The organism is Acinetobacter sp. V2 (genome assembly GCF_001188385.1).
GTDB classification, from domain to species: Bacteria; Pseudomonadota; Gammaproteobacteria; order Pseudomonadales; family Moraxellaceae; genus Acinetobacter; species Acinetobacter oleivorans.
The window spans coordinates 187,192-205,437 of the sequence record NZ_JZFB01000004.1 but is presented as its reverse complement, the minus strand read 5'-3'; the positions used below and the strand labels follow the sequence as shown (position 1 = coordinate 205,437).

16 protein-coding genes are annotated in these 18,246 nt (G+C 39.6%); 6 read left to right on the top strand and 10 right to left on the bottom strand.

The genetic code is table 11. The features are described from left to right. From truA to asd, 5 genes are all read right to left on the bottom strand, one after another. Positions 1-691 (bottom strand): tRNA pseudouridine(38-40) synthase TruA (truA, locus tag UC75_RS13915; RefSeq protein WP_049838010.1); only part of this gene is annotated, 691 nt, incomplete at its 3' end. 14 nt (positions 692-705) lie between these two features. Next, positions 706-1,677: an asparaginase gene (locus UC75_RS13910; RefSeq protein ID WP_049837937.1), complete on the bottom strand. Its 972-nt coding sequence runs from the start codon at positions 1,675-1,677 to the stop codon at positions 706-708. Between the two features lie 55 nt (positions 1,678-1,732). Continuing rightward, positions 1,733-3,049, bottom strand: coding sequence for a hypothetical protein (locus tag UC75_RS13905; protein ID WP_049837936.1), 1,317 nt, complete (start codon positions 3,047-3,049; stop codon positions 1,733-1,735). A gap of 59 nt (positions 3,050-3,108) precedes the next feature. Continuing rightward, positions 3,109-4,458 carry a FimV family protein gene (locus UC75_RS13900; RefSeq protein WP_049837935.1) on the bottom strand — a complete coding sequence of 450 codons (1,350 nt, stop codon included), beginning with the start codon at positions 4,456-4,458 and terminating at the stop codon, positions 3,109-3,111. A gap of 148 nt (positions 4,459-4,606) precedes the next feature. After that, positions 4,607-5,725, bottom strand: a complete 1,119-nt coding sequence (gene asd, locus UC75_RS13895; protein WP_004794839.1) for an aspartate-semialdehyde dehydrogenase — start codon at positions 5,723-5,725, stop codon at positions 4,607-4,609. A 187-nt stretch (positions 5,726-5,912) separates the two neighbouring features. Between asd and UC75_RS13890 the strand changes: the two genes are divergently transcribed. Together UC75_RS13890 and gltP are read left to right on the top strand one after the other, a co-directional pair. Next, positions 5,913-7,022, top strand: a complete 1,110-nt coding sequence (locus UC75_RS13890) for an endonuclease/exonuclease/phosphatase family protein (protein WP_049837934.1) — start codon at positions 5,913-5,915, stop codon at positions 7,020-7,022. A gap of 688 nt (positions 7,023-7,710) precedes the next feature. After that, entirely contained in the window at positions 7,711-8,997 is a 1,287-nt protein-coding gene (gene gltP / locus UC75_RS13885) for a glutamate/aspartate:proton symporter GltP (RefSeq protein ID WP_049837933.1), read from the top strand. 58 nt (positions 8,998-9,055) lie between these two features. Here gltP and UC75_RS13880 read toward each other — a convergent pair whose 3' ends face one another. The 4 genes from UC75_RS13880 to UC75_RS13865 form a co-directional block, all read right to left on the bottom strand. Beyond that, positions 9,056-10,156, bottom strand: a complete 1,101-nt coding sequence (locus UC75_RS13880; RefSeq protein ID WP_049837932.1) for a glycosyltransferase family 4 protein — start codon at positions 10,154-10,156, stop codon at positions 9,056-9,058. A 234-nt stretch (positions 10,157-10,390) separates the two neighbouring features. Beyond that, positions 10,391-11,326 (bottom strand): lauroyl acyltransferase, encoded by a 936-nt coding sequence (locus UC75_RS13875; RefSeq protein ID WP_049837931.1) that lies wholly within the window; start codon positions 11,324-11,326, stop codon positions 10,391-10,393. A 116-nt stretch (positions 11,327-11,442) separates the two neighbouring features. Then, positions 11,443-12,075 (bottom strand): LysE family translocator, encoded by a 633-nt coding sequence (locus UC75_RS13870; RefSeq protein WP_004794830.1) that lies wholly within the window; start codon positions 12,073-12,075, stop codon positions 11,443-11,445. A gap of 225 nt (positions 12,076-12,300) precedes the next feature. Beyond that, the gene (locus UC75_RS13865) at positions 12,301-14,211 is read right to left on the bottom strand and encodes an ATP-binding cassette domain-containing protein (protein ID WP_049837930.1); all 1,911 of its coding nucleotides are present in this window, start codon (positions 14,209-14,211) and stop codon (positions 12,301-12,303) included. Between the two features lie 32 nt (positions 14,212-14,243). Here UC75_RS13865 and UC75_RS13860 point away from each other — a divergent pair, with 32 nt between their 5' ends. Then, complete coding sequence (locus UC75_RS13860) at positions 14,244-14,489, top strand: SlyX family protein (RefSeq protein WP_005302092.1); 246 nt, start codon at positions 14,244-14,246, stop codon at positions 14,487-14,489. 50 nt (positions 14,490-14,539) lie between these two features. Here the strand turns inward: UC75_RS13860 and UC75_RS13855 are convergent, their stop codons facing one another. Beyond that, positions 14,540-15,553 carry a zinc-binding alcohol dehydrogenase family protein gene (locus UC75_RS13855; RefSeq protein ID WP_049837929.1) on the bottom strand — a complete coding sequence of 338 codons (1,014 nt, stop codon included), beginning with the start codon at positions 15,551-15,553 and terminating at the stop codon, positions 14,540-14,542. A 99-nt stretch (positions 15,554-15,652) separates the two neighbouring features. Here UC75_RS13855 and UC75_RS13850 point away from each other — a divergent pair, with 99 nt between their 5' ends. The 3 genes from UC75_RS13850 to topA all read left to right on the top strand — a co-directional run. Continuing rightward, positions 15,653-16,030, top strand: a complete 378-nt coding sequence (locus UC75_RS13850; RefSeq protein WP_049837928.1) for a winged helix-turn-helix transcriptional regulator — start codon at positions 15,653-15,655, stop codon at positions 16,028-16,030. Between the two features lie 148 nt (positions 16,031-16,178). Further along, positions 16,179-16,628, top strand: a complete 450-nt coding sequence (locus UC75_RS13845) for a hypothetical protein (RefSeq protein ID WP_004794821.1) — start codon at positions 16,179-16,181, stop codon at positions 16,626-16,628. 35 nt (positions 16,629-16,663) lie between these two features. Then, positions 16,664-18,246: type I DNA topoisomerase (gene topA, locus UC75_RS21775; protein WP_228137378.1), on the top strand; the 1,583-nt coding region annotated here is incomplete at its 3' end.

Here is an 18,246-nt window from a genome sequence, read left to right as displayed (position 1 = left end):
CTCCTGCCGCTTTACGATCCTGTGCAGCAAACATTGTATCGATATGATCAATTTCATACATACCTTGACCAATTTCAAGTAAGCATCCAACAATGTTGCGAACCATATGGTGTAAAAAACCATCTGCTTCAATATCTAAAACCAAATAGCGCCCATGTTCAAATAAGCGGCAATGTTTTACATGTCGAACAGGCTGATTTGATTGGCACGCTGCTGCGCGGAAGCTTTCAAAGTTATGAGTACCTTCAAATTTACTTGCAGCTTCAATCATCTTTTTCACATCTAACTTTTGGTAAACGTGAGTAACCTGTTTATGCAGGAGTGCAGGGCGATGAGGCGTGTTATATATAATATAGCGGTAACGTCGAGCAGTCGCTTTAAAGCGGGCATGAAAACTTTCATCCATCAGCTTAATCCACTGAATGGAAATATCTTTAGGCAGCTGACTATTTGCCCCTCTTAACCACCCCATCTCTGGACGAATGGCATGAGTATCGAAGTGTGCCACCATATTTGTCGCATGTACTCCTGCATCGGTACGACCAGCACCATGGAGTGCTATAGGTTCATTTGCGACTTTGCTAAGCACACGTTCAATCGTTTCTTGTACGCTGGCAACGCCTGGCTGTTGTGTTTGCCAACCTCGATATTGAACTCCGCTAAATTCAATGCCGACTGCATAACGTTGCATGGCTTTACCTCTATTTAATGCAAATTTTCGTTCCAATGGCTGAACCATTGTTCTGGGGTTGGGTATTTTAAATAGATTTGAAGTGCTTTTGCATAAAGATCTGCATGACTATGCGCATCATTAATGACAATTTTTGCAGTTTTGGCCCAAGCACTAATTGCATAACGTTGGTCAATGCCGCCAAAGGTCACCTGTGTTGCCAAGATTGGAACGCAGCCATGAGCATACAGTTCATCTAAGGTTGCCAATAATTCAGGGTTTACTGCGATATTGCCTGTACCAAAGCCTTGTAACACCAAGAAGTGTGGTGGGGCAGGAAGTAAGTGACGTAATTGCTGTACCAAGTGCTGTGTTGCAATCGGTTGCATCATCCAGTTTAAAATCTGGAATGAAGCCGCTTTTTCAATTTGAGCATCTTGTACGATCAATTCATTTTGCTGAGGAATAAACTCAACTTCACTACTTAAACCTGAAAATGCATCGAGTTCAGTCGTATGCGTTTTTAACGCAGTTTGTGCATGGAATACTTGATGATGGAATGCAAGATACGCACCTACAGGTAGGGCAATCACTTGTTCTAATGCAAGATATAAGTTCTCAATTGCATCAGTAAATTCACGAGTATTATCCCCTTGAACATTGAGTAACGGGTATTGGCTACCAGTAATCACAATATGACAGCTTTGGCCTAAAAAGCGAGCTAGGGTTGCAGCAGCATAACTAAGAGTATCTGTACCATGAATAACGACGAAGTGCTGATAACCTTCGAGTTGGAGCTGTTGTATACGTTGAATAAGACTTAGCCAATCGGGCGCTGTACAAGCGCTGCTATCTACAATATTTGGGGCAGCAAAACAGTCAACCGTTAAGTGGGGTGGTATAACTTTTTCAAGTTGAGGCAAGAATTGGTCATATGGCATAGGCGCTAAAGGTTCACCTACACAGCCAAAAGTACCACCCATATAAAATAAGGCAATTTTTTTCATCTTTTTCAGGCACAAAAGCAGTCATCTTTGACTGCTTATGGTAAAACGATCGGCCTTAAGAAGCTATGCGATTTAGTAGGTTTTTCGCGCGTTGTTGTTGCTCTGTGTTGAATTTTTGCTCATTACTTGCCAACAGGGCGTGTGCTGCTGGGTAAGCGCCTAACTTGATGTACTGCTCTGCAAGTTGTAAGTCGAGTTCATTTTCATCTAACTGTTTTAATTCTGGAAATGCGTCTAGAAGTGGATCCTCTATTTGAGTTTGAGTCGCCTCTTCATTGACTGCCTCTATATGGTTTTGAGTTTCAGTCTCTGGTGTTGTAACTAAAGCTGGCTCATCTAACGAAAACTCAAGAGGGGTGATAGAAGTTGCTTCTAATGGCGCTTGTTCTACGAGTTTAAGTTCATCTAATGATGGAGCTTGTTCAACAGATTTTGTCTCTGAACTTGAAGGATTTAAGTCAAGGTTAAAATCTAATGCATTGACGCTATTTTCTTGATCTGCTTTTACCTCTAGTGCTTGAGTTTTTTCCTCAGTTTTATGCAGAGGCGCCAAGTCAAAAGAAAACTCTAAATCAGCTAGCTCATTTGTCTCTTGAGATGACGATACTTCTGGTACTTGCTGAGATGTTGATACTGCTGGTTCATGTACAGGTTGGCTGGTAGTTTCGGTAGCAGCGGTTTTTTCGAGTGAAAAGTTAAATTCTAAAGGTTTAACTTCAACAGCAGGTTCTTGTTTTACCGGTGTATAGTCTTTCTGCAAGTCATCAAAAGAAGCTTCAGAAGAACTTGTTGTTAACTGATCAAACTGAGCTGTAGTGTCTGGTGTATTTTTGGGTTCTTCGTATGTTTGAGCTTGAGGAAAATCGATGGTATCAGATTGGCTAGATGACTCATGTTCTGTTTTTCGTAATGTCTCATATTCTTTTTGTCTAGCTTCTGCTTGAGTCACTATTTCATTTAATACCAAGCTACGAATATGGCTAATCAGTTGTGTTATAGCAAACTCATCTTTTTGTGCAATATGAACTTCAAGTAACAATAAATAAAGCGCATGCTGAGTATTGTCTTTTTTTAACGCCTGATTGACTTGAGCTTCAGCAGCTGAATATTGCTTTTCTTGAATGAGCTGTTGAATTTTTTGACGTACAGCTTCTGGAACAGGAGTACTTTGTGGAACAGGTGGAAGAATGTCTTCTACTACATTTACTTTGCTTTTTTCACGCGAGCTTTTACTCGATTTAGAGTTCGCTTTTTTATTGGTTTTTTTGTTTACCGTTTTAGGAGAAGTGGCCTCTTGTTTCTGGCTATTCTCGCGTTTTTTAAAAATAACAGCGACCACGAGTAATATGATGAATGGAATCACATATAACATTACTTTCCCCTTAAAAAATAAATATTTGCAATATAAAGCGAGCTAACTCTGGTTTTAACTTAATGTTTTTGTTTGTGAGTTTGTTGCTGTGCTTTTAACTGCTGTTGTAACTCTGCCAAACGAGCATTCAAAAGCTGAATACGCTGGTCTTTTAAACGTAAAGTTTGATTTAGTTTGGTTACATTCCTTTGTAATGTAACGTTTTTCTCTCTTTTTGTCATAACTTTTACTGCTAACTCAGTATTGTTTTGACTTTGTTGTGTGCTCTTTTTAGCACTTCCATGTGTAGAATTTTGACTGTTTTCAGCCACGATACTCATTTCTGCTTGTTGCAATCGGTATTTAGCTTGGTCAGAAGATGATTTTGCAGTATGCGTTATTTCAGTTTTTGATTTATTTTTCTGAGTTTTAGCGACAGGAGCGTGTGTGAGTTTTAGAGAAATTCCCTGACGTAAACGGTTTACATCACCTTGAATAAAAGCATGCTGGTTTTGTTTTTGGATATCATGCATGACCTTTGCAACTGGCTGTTTGGTTTTCGCTGCAATACGATTAGCAATGCTCCATAAAGACTCATTATGTTGTACTACATATTTACTTGAAGTTACTGGTCCTTTAGATGGACTTAGGGTTTGTTTCTTTGCAGTATTTTGACTGATATTTTTGGATGGAACAGGCTTCTTTTGTCCTGCTAAATTTTTAACGGTTGTCTTTGGCGAAGTATGTGCATTTGACTTAGCAATAGTAGGTTTAGTTTGTGCCTGATCGGGCGCCGTACCTGTTACAACTTGTTGAGTTGCTAGAGCTGAAGCGTTTTCACTAAGTGAGGGTATTGAATTTGTATTTACCGCAGAGGCAGTGCCAGAGCTGATATTAAGGTTTTGTTCACTATTTGAGTTTGTTGTAGTAGGAGCCGAAGTTGATGAAGCATATTGGGTGCTTTCTGGCAGATTTAATGCAATATCCTTCTCATTAACAACAAATTGAGGAGATAAAGTACTTTCGTTATTTTCAGTCTTTTTTATCGGAGAAGGTTTAATTACAGTTTTAATATGCTGTAAACGCGTTGCAGAACCTTCACTGATTTTCACAACAATATTAAGTTCAGGATCATTAACAGGTCGGGATGAGGTGATCACAATAACCCCAGAACCTTGACCATTTTGGCGTGTATAAAAATTAAGATTTCCCGGAGGCTGATGAGTTACACCTAAAGCGCTTAAATCTTCAGGAGTCGCTAGACTCACTTGTAATGTAGCGTTGGGGTCAGCTTGTTGGAAATTCATTTCTGCATATAACAAATCCCCAGGCGCAGACTGAATTTGTATAGGGTCTAATGTAATCGCATAAAGAGAAGGCGAAGACATAATGGTGAAAATGGCAATTTTTAATTTGTTATAAACAGTCATCTCAATCCATGACCTAATAAGTCGTAAAGTCGTTCAAAATTATACAATAATGAAATGTAAATAAATTGTAAAATTTTTACAAACCAGTTACGAAAAAGCCGATCTAATGTGATCGGCTTTTTGTTTTGACTGAATAATTCAGACCAAATTATGAGCTCTTGTATTCTACTAAGATACGTAACATGCGACGTAAAGGTTCAGCAGCACCCCAAAGTAACTGATCACCTACTGTGAATGCGCCTAAATATTCTTTACCCATATTAAGTTTGCGCAAACGGCCAACAGGTACAGTTAAGGTACCAGTTACAGCTACAGGTGTAAGGTCAGTCATAGACGCTTCACGAGTGTTTGGTACAACTTTCGCCCATTGGTTTGAAGTACGAATCATATCTTCGATTTCATCAAGCGGAACATCTTTTTTCAACTTGATTGTCAGTGCTTGAGAGTGGCAACGCATTGCGCCAATACGGACACAGTGGCCATCGATCGGAACAATTTGTGAATTACCCAAGATCTTGTTGGTTTCAACCTGACCTTTCCACTCTTCTTTTGACTGACCGCTTTCGAGCTGTTTATCAATATAAGGAATTAATGATCCAGCTAATGGCACGCCAAAGTTAGCAGATGGAAAACCTTCGCCACGTTGTAACTCAGCAACTTGGCGATCGATATCCAAAATTGCAGATTTAGGATCATCTAACAATGTTTTGGTATTGTTATATAAGTAGCCCATACCAGTAATTAGCTCACGCATGTTTTGTGCGCCAGCGCCTGATGCTGCTTGATAAGTCATAGCAGTCATCCACTCCACCAAATTGTTTTGGAAAAGTGAACCTACACCCATCAACATAAGCGATACTGTACAGTTACCGCCTACGAAAGTTTTGGTGCCGTTAACCAAACCGTCTTTAATAACGTTAAGGTTTACTGGGTCAAGAACGATGATCGCATCATCTGACATACGTAAAGTAGAGGCTGCATCAATCCAGTAGCCATCCCAACCAGTCGCTTTTAACTGTGGGAAAACTTCAGACGTATAGTCACCACCTTGACAGGTAATAATGACATCCATTTGCTTCAGACTATTAATGTCTGTAGCTTCCATAAGTGCTGGGGCAGTCTTACCACCAAATGAAGGAGCTTCACCACCTGCATTACTGGTAGAGAAATAAAATGGCTCAATATGAGCAAAATCATTCTCTTCAACCATACGTTGCATAAGGACGGAACCGACCATCCCGCGCCAACCGACCAGACCTACTTTCATGTCATTTTGCCTCGGTGCGTTAAAATTGTTAGGGGGAGTTGAGTGTATCAAAAGTGTCCACAACTGCAAGCGTTACAGAAACAAAACACCATGTTTATTGAGTAGAATATCTTGTTTATGTTACATACAAAATTGATAAAGATGACAAAAAATTTAAAAACCAAATCATCTTAAAAGAGAAAATTCAATGATTTATGTCGAAGTTCTAGCTGGTCTGGTGATTTGGTTAAGTTTCTGGTCACTTATTCCTCGTGATGAGTGGTGGTTTCGTGGCGCCGATTTTCCTCGTTTGCAGATTCTATTTGTTGGTCTATTAGCCTTTGTTGGTATGCTGTTTTGGCCTGGCGAATGGAATCTATGGCGTGAAATAGTGCTTGCTGTGCTAATGGCAGCCATCGCCTATCAGCTTAAAATGGTTTTGCCTTATACCTTGCTCTGGAAAAAACAGGTTAAACAGGTCAAATCATCTCAGTTAGACCAGCAAAAGCAAATTTCCTTAATTGTATCGAATGTTCTAACCCCAAATGATAAATATCATTTACTTGTTGAGCAGATCAGGACATTAAAACCAGATTTGTTACTTACATTGGAAAGTGATAAGACTTGGGAAAATGCTTTAAAAGAAATTGAAGAGGATTATCCTTATCGCGTTCCCGTGCCTTTAAATAATTTATACGGCATGCATTTATATAGTCGATTACCTCTATCTAATACTGAAGTTAAATTTATTTTAAGTGATGAAATTCCTTCTATTCATACTACTGTGACTTTACGATCTGGTATGCCAGTTCAACTCTATTGTTTACATCCGAAGCCACCGAGTCCAACCGAGGCGAAAGATTCGACTTTACGTGATGCAGAGCTTTTAATTGTTGGCGACCAGATTAAAGACTTAGATGAAAGCTGTATTGTGATGGGAGATTTAAACGATGTAGCGTGGTCACGAACTACGCGGTTGTTCCAGCGGATTAGTGGGCTACTTGACCCACGAGTTGGGCGACATTTTATTAATACTTTTCATGCAGATTATCCATTGCTGCGTTGGTCTTTGGATCATATTTTTCATAGTACGGATTTTGGTTTAGTTAAAATGCAGCGTTTACCACATATTGGATCTGATCATTTTCCTGTATATGTCGTTTTGCAGACTGGGCGAATATTTGAACATATTCAAGAGGAATTAGAGCAAACTCAAACCGATGAAGAAGAGGCTCAAAGCGCCATACAAGAAGGGATTGCCAAGGCTGAAAAAGAAGAAAAAATTGTGACTGATGAAATTGCACAGCCTTATAAATAAAAAGAATATAAAAATTGATGTAAGCAATATCGTACAAAGATTTGAGTCTAGGGCGAATAGGCAGGGGGGGATAAAAACCTTATTCTACATTCATCGGCACACGGAAACGGGAATGGACAATCCCACGTAAGGATACACAAAGCTGATATGGAATAGCATCACGGATTAGATGTTGGAATGGAAACGATAAAAATAACGATTAACCTGAAAGCACAACCTCATTTACCCGAGTTTTGCAGGACGCAGAACTCGGGTTAATATTTTATATATACCATATTCAATTTATCGTAAAAAAAGAAATATTTTTAAGTTAATCTTAATTTTAAAATCTATCTAATGATAGATAAGCTCTCATCTATATCTAAGTAATTTTCAATGAAAATAGATACAATTTTTTTTTCAGATAAGTTTCTGTTTTTATAGATTATTGGTGAATAAATATGGGTTTTCATCTGTTTAGAGATAAATTGGGGTTGTTTAATTAGCAAATCTCAATAGAATGTGCCGATCGTTGACATGTTGGATCGTCAACAGGCATTGTTGTTTATCTCGTCAGATCGGCGAGTTGTGATTTGTTTGTGCATTTAAATTTCTGTTTGGAAATTACTGTACATATTGAGGTTTCACTCTTAGTTAGTGGTCTTCTCCCTCTCATATTTGATACTTTGCGGTGCATAAGGATTGTCTTATGAAGAATTTTAAATTTAGCCTTGCTTGGCAAATTTTAATTGCTTTAATCCTAGGGATAGTTGTCGGGGCTGTTTTACATAACCAGCCTGAAATCAAAGACAGTATTGTAACTAATGTTCTTACGCCACTTGGTAAGATTTTCATTAGCCTGATTAAAATGATTGTTATTCCAATCGTTTTCTCTACCTTAATTTTAGGTATTGCAGGTGTTGGCAGTACGAAAAGTTTAGGGCGACTTGGTTTTAAAACCATTCTCTATTTTGAAATTATTACCACTATTGCTATTTTGGTGGGCTTAGTTGCAGCGAATATCTTCCATCCAGGTTCAGGCATTGATATGTCTCAACTGGTTCAAACTGATATTTCTCAATATAAGCATACAACTGAAGAAGTTCAGTCACAGTCTCATGGCATCATGCAGACAATATTATCGCTTATCCCAACGAACATTATTAGTTCAATGGCGCATGGCGAAATGTTACCTGTGATTTTCTTTGCTGTGTTATTTGGTATTGGTTTGTCTTCATTACCAGCAACAACTAAAGACCCATTATTAAACGTATTTCATGCTGTATCGGAAACAATGTTCCGTGTAACGCACATCATCATGAAATATGCGCCAGTGGGTGTGTTTGGTTTGATTGCCGTAACTGTTGCAAACTTCGGTTTCGCTTCGCTTATCCCTTTAGGCAAATTAGTCGTGTTGGTATATGGCGCGATCTTGTTCTTTGCTTTGGTGGTACTTGGTTTAACTGCAAAAATGTTCAGCATCAATATCTTTACTTTGTTTAAGATTTTGAAAGACGAATTAATTTTGGCATATTCAACTGCAAGCTCTGAAACAGTTTTACCGCGTATTATGCAAAAGATGGAAGCTTATGGCGCGCCTAAAGCAATTTCTAGTTTTGTAATCCCAACAGGTTATTCATTTAACCTTGACGGTTCTACGCTTTACCAAAGTATCGCGGCAATCTTTATTGCACAGCTTTACGGTATTGAAATGTCAGTTAGCCAACAGGTCATTTTAGTTGTAACTTTAATGATTACTTCTAAAGGTATTGCGGGTGTTCCTGGCGTATCGTTTGTTGTGTTATTAGCAACACTAGGTAGTGTTGGTATTCCTGTAGAAGGCTTGGCATTTATTGCTGGTGTTGACCGTATCATGGATATGGCACGTACTGCGTTGAACGTTGTAGGTAATGCACTTGCAGTACTTGTGATTAGTAAATGGGAAAAACAATACGACTATGAAAAAGCAGCAGCTTATGAAGCATCGCTTAAATAAAGCTGACTTTTTATTGTTGTAATAAAAACTCGCGTTGATCGCGGGTTTTTTTATGGGGTTATTTCAGTACAGATTCATATAGCGCTAGTGTCTGATCACACATGTCTTTCAAGCTAAACATGGTAACAGGGGTAACGATTTGAGGCTGTTCAATATGATGTTTTACTATTTCTACTAAGGCTTTTTCATTTCCTACTTCAACAAGACCTTGTGGATAGACATTCGATAAAATCTCGGCCACGCCTCCACGGTTCCAGCCAATGACTGGAGTACCGACTGAAAGCGCTTCTAATGCTGTTCTACCGAATGTTTCTGCCTGATTGGATAGAGAGAGCACAATATCGCTAAAAGCGATCCATTCGCGAATATCTGAGCGATGGCCTACGAAGGTAATTTTATCTGCGAGCCCTTTGCTTTGAATAGTACTTTGCAATTCACTTAAGTAGGCTTGCTTTTTGGCATCAGCACCACCGACAACAACCGCATGTAGTTGAGGATATTGCGACTGAAGCTGTTGCATCAGTTCAATTAAACTTTCATGTCCCTTTAAACGTGTAATACGACCAGGTAAGCAAAGTAAAAACTTATTTTCAAGTTCAGGAAAGTCATTAAAAACTTGATTAAACCATTGTGCTGATGGCTGATAATTATGTGGAAACGCGGCTGGATCAATTCCTCGATAAATCCGAACAATATCTTGGGGAGGGCAGTTTTTATAATGGTCAGTGATGTATTTAACTACACTGTCTGAAACAGCAATCACTTTTTCGGCCTGAGTCATAATTGCACTATAACGATTGACAGAATAAAAGCCATGCACCGTGCTAATGAGGTGAGGGCGTTTGTTCGCAGGTATTTTTCTTAAAGCAAAGTGAGTCAGCCAAGCAGGTACACGTGAACGTACATGAACAATATCTGGTTGATGCTGTTCAATCAGCTGGCGTAATGGACGGATTTGCCACAAGCTTGAAAGCGACTTTTTATGAATGGGTAGCGTTAAATGAGTAGAGCCTTCAGCTTCGAGCTGTGAGACTAAGCGGCCACCGTTTGAAACAACCAATGATTGGTGGCCTTGTGCAACGAGCGCACGTGCAATTTCTAGTGTGCCGCGTTCTACGCCACCGCTATTGAGTTCTGGGAGAAGTTGCATCACTTTCATTGTTTTTTGCCTTTAGGTTGTAGCAAAGCGGGGTCTTACGGTTTATTCATTTAATAGGTGGAGTTTACTCCTTACTTTTGTTTTGGCAAAAGTAACAAAACCATTTGTTGGACTAACGACACATCCATGATGTCGTAGTCCAACAGGCGACATCCTTGTCGCCTTTGCACGATAGTACATACTGGTGTTTATTTAAATGTTTATAACTACAGTGTGGTGATTACAGAAGATTATTTAATAGATCTCTTCATATCCCTCAGGACGTGTCTTAAATCGACGGTGGAACCACATATATTGAGTCGGTGCGATGCGAAGTTGATTTTCAATAATTTTATTGACGCGTGTTGCATCATCAACTTCGTCTTCACTTGGCATATTGTCGACCGCAGGTTCAATCAGAACATGATATTTCGGGTTCTTAATATCCCCATGGCGATAGAAATATAAAGGCACGGCGACTGCTTTTGAGATTTTTAATAAGCGGCGATGCGCAGTTACTGTGGCAGCAGGTACGCCAAAAAATGGTGCCATAACACCTTGTTTAAGTCCAAAGTCTTGGTCGGGGCTATACCAAATTGCATCGCCATCTTTAAGGTGACGAATTAAACCACGCATATCATCATGGTCGATTTGTGCTTTATAAATCGTGCCACGGCAACGATAAATGAGCATATCGAGCAATGGGTTATTTTGAGGTCGATAGACAACATCTGGCTCAAAATACTGAGCACAAACGTAGCCGCCTGCATCAAGAAGCGTGCTGTGAGTCCCCAGTAATAAAACACCTTTGCCCTGAGCTTGGGCATTGGTAATGTGCTCTAAACCGTCAATCGTGACTCGGTTTTTAAACCAGCGTGGGCTGTACCATGCATTTAAGGTTTCAAACACGCCAAGCATCATATCGACGAAAACTTGTTGAGCTTGTTGTTGAACCTTATCGGCAGACCATTCAGGAAAGCAGACTTCTAAATTACGAATAGTGGTTTTACGGCGTGATTTTAGATATTTCCAAGCCAGATGAGCGACGCCATGCGCCAGACGCCATTGTATGGCCCAAGGTAAAATAGCCAAAAGCATTAAAAAGACAATAGCAATCCAAACACCCCAATATTTAGGTAATAAAAAGGACCATTGAAATTCACCGGGCGTATAAGGCTGCTTTTGGCTCATAACGATATAAAGAGTTCAAAAAGTTAAAACAGGCAAAAGTGTATCACGAACTGAATTTATCGTCGTAATACACTGTTCAATTGAGTGTTAAGAATGGATGCAATAAGAAGGTTGAGTTATCGGCGATTTTCTAAAAGAATTTTAACAGCGAGTCCAGCCAGTACAGTTCCCATGAGCCAGCGTTGTATATTTGCCCAAAGAGGTTTTTGTTGTAGAAAAAGGGCAATGCTACCCGCAGAAAGTACAATAAGCGCATTTACTGAAACGCTGACAAAAATTTGAATCGTACCGAGTTGAATTGATTGCCATAAAATACTGCCTTGTTGTGGATGAATAAACTGTGGCAGTAAAGATAAATACATAATGGCAATTTTCGGATTCAGCAGGTTGGTCGCAAAACCCATTAAAAAGAGTTTAGCAGGGGAATCTACTGATAAATCTTTTACATTGAAAATCGGAGCGGCATTTGGACGTAGTGCTTTCCATGCAAGCCAGAGTAAATAAATTGCACCAGCAATACGAATAGTATCGTAAGCGTAAGGAACGGCCACAATTAACGCCGTAATACCAAAAGATGCGCAAAGCATATAAAAGATAAAGCCTACAGCTACGCCACCTAAAGAGATAAATCCAGCAGTTTTCCCTTGGCAAATTGAGCGGGAAATAAGGTAAATCATATTGGGACCAGGAGTGAGTACCATCGCCAAACAAATTAGTCCAAATGCTAAAATTTGAGAAAGCTCCAGCATGCCAAAACACTCCAATATTATTATGCTGTTAGATATAACATAATTATTTTTATAAGTCCTATATTCAAGCACAAGGCTATTTTAAAATACTAAAAATATCGAAGATATAATCCATGATAGGAATGTGATTTATAAGCTTTAAGTTTTTAAAACGATATAAAAAAAGAGCCCACTTAATTTAAGAAGGCTCTTTTTTTTAGGGGCTTTTTAGGAAAGTAAAACGAATTAGTTTCCTTTGCTCATTTGTTCAAGCACGTCCCAACGTTCCAATTTTTCAAGCAGTAATTCTTCAATTTCTGCTAGGCGTTGGCTTGCTTGGGTCGCAGCATCTGCATCTTTAACAAACCATGAACCATCTGCAAGTTTCTCAGAAAGTTCTGCTTGTTCCTTTTCTAAGTTTTCAATTTCAGCGGGTAATTGTTCAAGTTCACGCTGATCTTTATAACTCAGTTTGACCTTTTTAACGGTACTTTGGGCAGCAGCTTTTTCCGCTTCAGCTTTCGCCTGAGCTTTTTTAACATCAGATTTCTGATCGACTACTTTGTCATCTGGACGTTGCTGCAAATAGTCTTGGTAGCCACCGATGTATTCTGCAATATTGCCTTTACCATCAAATACCCAAGTAGATGTTACTACGTTATCCATAAATGCACGGTCATGGCTAATGAGAAGCAATGTGCCTTTGTAATCAGATAACATTTCTTCTAGAAGCTCTAGAGTCACCATATCCAAGTCATTGGTTGGCTCATCCATTACAATTAGATTCGATGGTTTGAGTAGCAGTTTAGCCAGTAAGATTCGATTTCGTTCACCACCAGAAAGTGCTTTTACTGGAGTACGAGCACGTTCAGGTGAAAATAGGAAGTCTTGAAGGTAGCTGTAGATATGACGACGGTTGCCATTTACATCAACGAAGTCAGAGCCTTCTGAAACGTTTGCCATTACCGTTTTTTCAAGGTCTAAGGCATTACGTAATTGGTCAAAATAGGCAACTTCTAACTGTGTACCTGTTTTAACTGAACCGCCATGTTCGATTTCACCTAAAATGGCTTTAATTAACGTGGTTTTACCAACGCCGTTATCGCCTACCAAGCCAATACGATCGCCACGCATAACAAGAGTAGAGAAATCTTTGATCAGTAAGTTATCACCATAAGCGACACTTAAATGTTCGATATCAAATACTAATTTACCTGAACGATTTGCGTCTTGAGTTGCCATACTCACTTTGCCTTGTTGTGAGCGGCGTGCTTTCGATTCTTCACGTAAAGCTTTTAAAGCACGAACACGGCCTTCATTACGGGTACGACGTGCTTTAATACCTTGGCGAATCCAAGCCTCTTCTTCAGCTAACTTTTTATCAAATAAAGCATTCTGTTTTTCTTCTGCTTCCATTTGCTGAGCTTTTAGCTCTAAATAGCGAGAATAATTGCCTTCATAACCTCGTAAAATACCGCGGTCGAGTTCCACAATTCGAGTTGCAATGCTATCTACAAAAGAACGGTCATGCGAAATAAATAGAAGTGTTAAATTATTTTGATCGAGTAAGAATTTTTCTAACCATTCAATACTTTCAACATCTAAATGGTTCGTAGGTTCGTCTAGAAGTAATACGTCTGGTTGTGTTAAAAGAGCACGTGCGAGTAAGACACGGCGTTTACGTCCACCTGACAGGTCTGCTAAGTCTGCATTTGGATCAAGCCCCATTTTACTTAAAAGAGCATTTACCTTATTTTCTAATGCCCAACCATCTAGTTGGTCTAGCTTATGCTGAAGGTTACCCATGCGATCACAGGCTTCCATATCTCCTAACATACAAGCATCGGTCGCTTCATGATAAGCTCTGAGTACTTCAGAAGCTTCTCCTGCACCATCAGCCACAATGTCAGCTACTTTGCCAGAGTCCATTGGAACGTCTTGGGCTAACATTGAAACAGTTAGACCATTTTGAATGGAAACTTCACCAGAATCTGGTAATAGGCTTCCCTCGATCAGTTTAAGTAAAGTAGACTTACCTTCACCATTACGCCCAATTAAACAGACTCGTTCGCCACGTTCTAGATTAAAGTTCGCGCCATCGAGTAGGGCAGGTCCGCCAAAAGCAAGTTGGACATCCCTTAGGGTAATATAGGCCATAATGTTTTCCAGAATCTCAAATGAGGATTTAAATGACTAAACCACCATATCATGATGATCAAGCGTCATTGTCCGCACCCATTGAAGATTTGCAAGTGCGAATTACATTTTTGGATGATTTAGTTGAAGAATTAAATCAACAACTCGCTATTCAGACCCAAGAAATAGCTGATTTAAAAAAACAAATGCAATTTCTTTATCAACGTGTGGAATCATCGGATTTATCGGAAGGTATTGCACCTTTTGACCCATTAACCAATAAACCTCCTCACTATTAATAAAATGGCAAGTTCAATACTTGCCATTTTATTAGGGAATATCTTCAATTTTACTTAAAACCATGTAATACGATTTTCCCTTTTGTTGTACCGCTTTCAATTTGCTGATGAACTCGTTTTAAATTTTCAGCATTAATGGGACTTATAACCTCGGTTACGGTCGTCTTGATTTTTCCTTCGTCAACTAGCTTGCTGACTTCATTTAATAGTTCACTTTGCTTTTCCATATCTTCAGTCTGGAACATTGAGCGTGTAAACATAAACTCCCAGTGAACCGATACTGACTTCGACTTGAAAGGCTTAATATCTAACTGTGCTGGATCATCAATTAAGCCAAAATGACCTTGGGGCGCAATCAACTCTACGATATCTGATAAATGCTGATCTGTTTGAGTCGTTGAGAATACATATAAAGGTGCAGTTAAGCCTAATTGTTTGATTTGGGCTGCTAAAGGCTGCCGATGATCTAACACATGGTCAGCACCAAGTTGCTTAACCCATTCTTTAGTTTCGGCTCGTGAAGCTGTCGTAATAATCGTTAGGTTAGTCAACTTTTTAAGAAGTTGAATTGTGATTGAACCTACACCACCAGCTCCGCCAATTACTAATATTGATGTATTTTCTGGGGCAGCTTTGGGTACTTGTAACCGATCAAATAGCATTTCCCATGCTGTGATAGCAGTTAAAGGAAGAGCCGCTGCTTCAGTTGCTTCTAAAGTTTTTGGTTTATGACCCACAATACGTTCATCAACCAACTGTAACTCACTATTACTACCTTGGCGATTGAGTGCGCCTGCATACCAGACTGCATCTCCGACTTTAAATTGTGAGACTTGATCTCCAATCGCTTCAACGATGCCTATCGCATCCCAACCAAGAGTTTTCCACTGATTATTTTCTGGATTTACATTGTTGCGAATTTTTGTATCAACCGGATTAACTGAAATCGCCTGAACACGAACAAGTAAATCACGACCTTCTGCAACGGGAGTGTCGATTTCAATATCAACGAGTGCTTCTGGTGACGTAATGGGACCTACTTTTTGATATGCCACAGCTTTCATAATAAGAATTCCTCTTGTTGAGAGTTTAATCATAACGTAAGCTTAAATTTAGTGACTACAGACAAATAACGCTCATAGTGTCAAAAAGGATACTGTAAAATGGCAAAATTACGACATTCAAGTTTTGACTGCTCTCCGGGTTGTTCAGTGGAGGCAGCCATTAGTTTGATTGACGGAAAGTGGAAATGCGTCATTCTTTGGCATTTATTTAATGAAGGCACCTTACGGTTTAATGAAATTCGAAAGCGTGTTCCGAGCATTACGCAAAGAATGCTGACAAATCAGTTACGTGAGTTAGAGCAAGACGGAATTATTCATCGGGAAGTTTACCCTCAGGTCCCACCTAAAGTGGAATATTGCCTGACCGAATTAGGGCAAAGTCTTGAGCAAATTCTATTTGCTTTAAAACTGTGGGGTGATGCCCATATCGACCGATTTGGAAAGTTGACGCTTGTTAAGGATGGTCAGAACTCTTAACTATATTTGAGTGACAACATTGCAATTTGCACCGTGAAATACCGATATTTTGGGTCTTGCGATCTTATCGGGCATTATTTTTCTGATGTAACTTGCGTTTTCTGGTCAGCTTATGCAACTCTAATAAAAGAGATTAATAGGTTTTGCTATGGACAATATGGGAATTTGGGTTACCGTTATCATTGTTCTTTTCGTACTAGGCTCCATTTTTGGTTTAAGAGTGAGCCCACGTGAAAAGGCACTTGGTATTATGCGTGATAAAGCCCGAAAAATAGGGTTACATCCACGTGTAATTGTTGCACCTGAATGGACACATGTTCCAATGGCTACTGAAAAACGTGCCAGCATGGTTGCTTATTATAGTGTATTGATTCCTGATGCCCGTTTATCTTTAATGCGTGCTCGTGTTATAGACGGTAAATTAAAAGTGGTTCAGGGCGATGAGAAATTTAATGATTCTCCCATTGCATTAAAAGGGATTTATGCTATTGATATGCAGGCAAACTGTGTAGGGCTTTATTGGGATGAGGAATCAGACCTAAGAGCAACACAATTAGATGAGATGAAGGCTTATCTGTTGACCTTGGCTAAAGCCTGATTTTTAAATTTATTGGTATAGGAATAACATTTTATATGGCGAATACCTCGCGCTCTGCATCTCAAAGCACAGCATCTACTGCACCTGCTGCACATAAACGTGCCTTAGTGATTGTGGAGTCGCCTGCCAAAGCGAAAACCATCAATAAATATTTGGGTTCGCAATTCATTGTAAAGTCTTCTGTAGGTCACGTACGTGACTTGCCAACAGGCGGCAGTAAATCAACAGAGAAAAAGCCGGCTGCCCGGACTAAACTCACCGAAGCTGAAAAAGAACAAAAAGCTAGTCAGGCTTTAGTTAATCGTATGGGCGTTGATCCTGAGCATGGTTGGGAAGCTCATTACGAAGTTCTGCCTGGTAAAGAAAATGTTGTAGCTGAACTCAAAAAACTCGCCAAAGATGCCGATGCAATCTATCTCGCAACGGACTTGGATAGAGAAGGGGAAGCCATTGCTTGGCACCTAAGAGAAGTGATTGGTGGCGATGACAGCCGTTATCACCGCGTGGTATTTAACGAAATTACTAAAAATGCCATTCAAGAAGCATTTAAACAGCCAACACGTCTAGATTTAAACCGTGTAAATGCTCAGCAAGCACGCCGTTTCTTAGACCGTGTTGTGGGCTTTATGGTTTCTCCATTACTTTGGGAAAAAATTGCCCGTGGTTTATCGGCTGGACGCGTGCAGTCAGTAGCAGTGAAACTGGTTGTAGAACGTGAGCGAGAAATTCGTGCTTTTATTCCAGAAGAATATTGGCAAGTTTTTGCAGATACCCAAGCGAAAAAAGATGAGATTCGTCTTGAGGCATTTAGACAGGCTGGCAAAACTCTTAAACTGAAAAATAAAGCTGAAACTGATGCTTTATTAGATGTTTTAAAAGGTGCGGAATATAAAGTTGCACAGCGTGAAGATAAACCAACTAAGGTCAATCCAAGTGCACCTTACATTACTTCAACTCTGCAACAAGCTGCGAGTACACGTTTAGGCTTTTCTGTGAAGAAAACCATGATGTTAGCTCAGCGTTTATATGAAGCTGGTTTTATTACCTATATGCGTACTGACTCAACTTTCTTGAGTGATGATGCGGTAAGCATGGTACGTGCGCATATTGAAAGCCAATATGGTGAAAAATATTTACCGGCAAAGCCAAACCGCTATGGGAACAAAGCGGGTGCTCAAGAAGCCCATGAAGCGATTCGTCCGTCAAATGTTGCGCTTACAGGTGATCAGCTTGCAGGTGTAGAGCGTGATGCTCAACGTCTATATGATTTGATCTGGCGTCAGTTTGTTGCGTGTCAAATGACGCCAGCAGAATATTTGTCTTCTACTTTGATTGTTGAAGCGGCGAATGTTGAGCTAAAGGCGAAAGGCCGTACGCTTGTATTTGAAGGTTTCACTAAAGTACGTGGCGCGAATAAGTCAGATGACGATATTATTTTACCTGCTATTAAAGTAGGCGAAATCTTAAAATTAGAAAAGTTAGATCCAAGTCAGCACTTTACTAAACCACCTGCACGTTTTACTGAAGCATCTTTGGTTAAAGAGCTTGAAAAACGTAGTATTGGTCGTCCTTCGACTTATGCAGCTATTATTTCTACTATTCAGGAACGTGGTTACGT

Excerpts from the sequence above, each read along its gene's own strand:
- UC75_RS13855 (WP_049837929.1), bottom strand. The coding sequence starts at position 15,553 with ATGAAAGCTGTGGCATATCAAAAAGTAGGTCCCATTACGTCACCAGAA.
- gltP (WP_049837933.1), top strand. The coding sequence starts at position 7,711 with ATGAAGAATTTTAAATTTAGCCTTGCTTGGCAAATTTTAATTGCTTTA.
- UC75_RS13875 (WP_049837931.1), bottom strand. The coding sequence starts at position 11,326 with ATGAGCCAAAAGCAGCCTTATACGCCCGGTGAATTTCAATGGTCCTTT.
- UC75_RS13865 (WP_049837930.1), bottom strand. The coding sequence starts at position 14,211 with ATGGCCTATATTACCCTAAGGGATGTCCAACTTGCTTTTGGCGGACCT.
- UC75_RS13905 (WP_049837936.1), bottom strand. The coding sequence starts at position 3,049 with ATGTTATATGTGATTCCATTCATCATATTACTCGTGGTCGCTGTTATT.
- UC75_RS13890 (WP_049837934.1), top strand. The coding sequence starts at position 5,913 with ATGATTTATGTCGAAGTTCTAGCTGGTCTGGTGATTTGGTTAAGTTTC.
- UC75_RS13870 (WP_004794830.1), bottom strand. The coding sequence starts at position 12,075 with ATGCTGGAGCTTTCTCAAATTTTAGCATTTGGACTAATTTGTTTGGCG.
- UC75_RS13900 (WP_049837935.1), bottom strand. The coding sequence starts at position 4,458 with ATGACTGTTTATAACAAATTAAAAATTGCCATTTTCACCATTATGTCT.
- UC75_RS13860 (WP_005302092.1), top strand. The coding sequence starts at position 14,244 with ATGACTAAACCACCATATCATGATGATCAAGCGTCATTGTCCGCACCC.
- UC75_RS13850 (WP_049837928.1), top strand. The coding sequence starts at position 15,653 with ATGGCAAAATTACGACATTCAAGTTTTGACTGCTCTCCGGGTTGTTCA.
- UC75_RS13910 (WP_049837937.1), bottom strand. The coding sequence starts at position 1,677 with ATGAAAAAAATTGCCTTATTTTATATGGGTGGTACTTTTGGCTGTGTA.
- UC75_RS13880 (WP_049837932.1), bottom strand. The coding sequence starts at position 10,156 with ATGAAAGTGATGCAACTTCTCCCAGAACTCAATAGCGGTGGCGTAGAA.
- UC75_RS13845 (WP_004794821.1), top strand. The coding sequence starts at position 16,179 with ATGGACAATATGGGAATTTGGGTTACCGTTATCATTGTTCTTTTCGTA.
- asd (WP_004794839.1), bottom strand. The coding sequence starts at position 5,725 with ATGAAAGTAGGTCTGGTCGGTTGGCGCGGGATGGTCGGTTCCGTCCTT.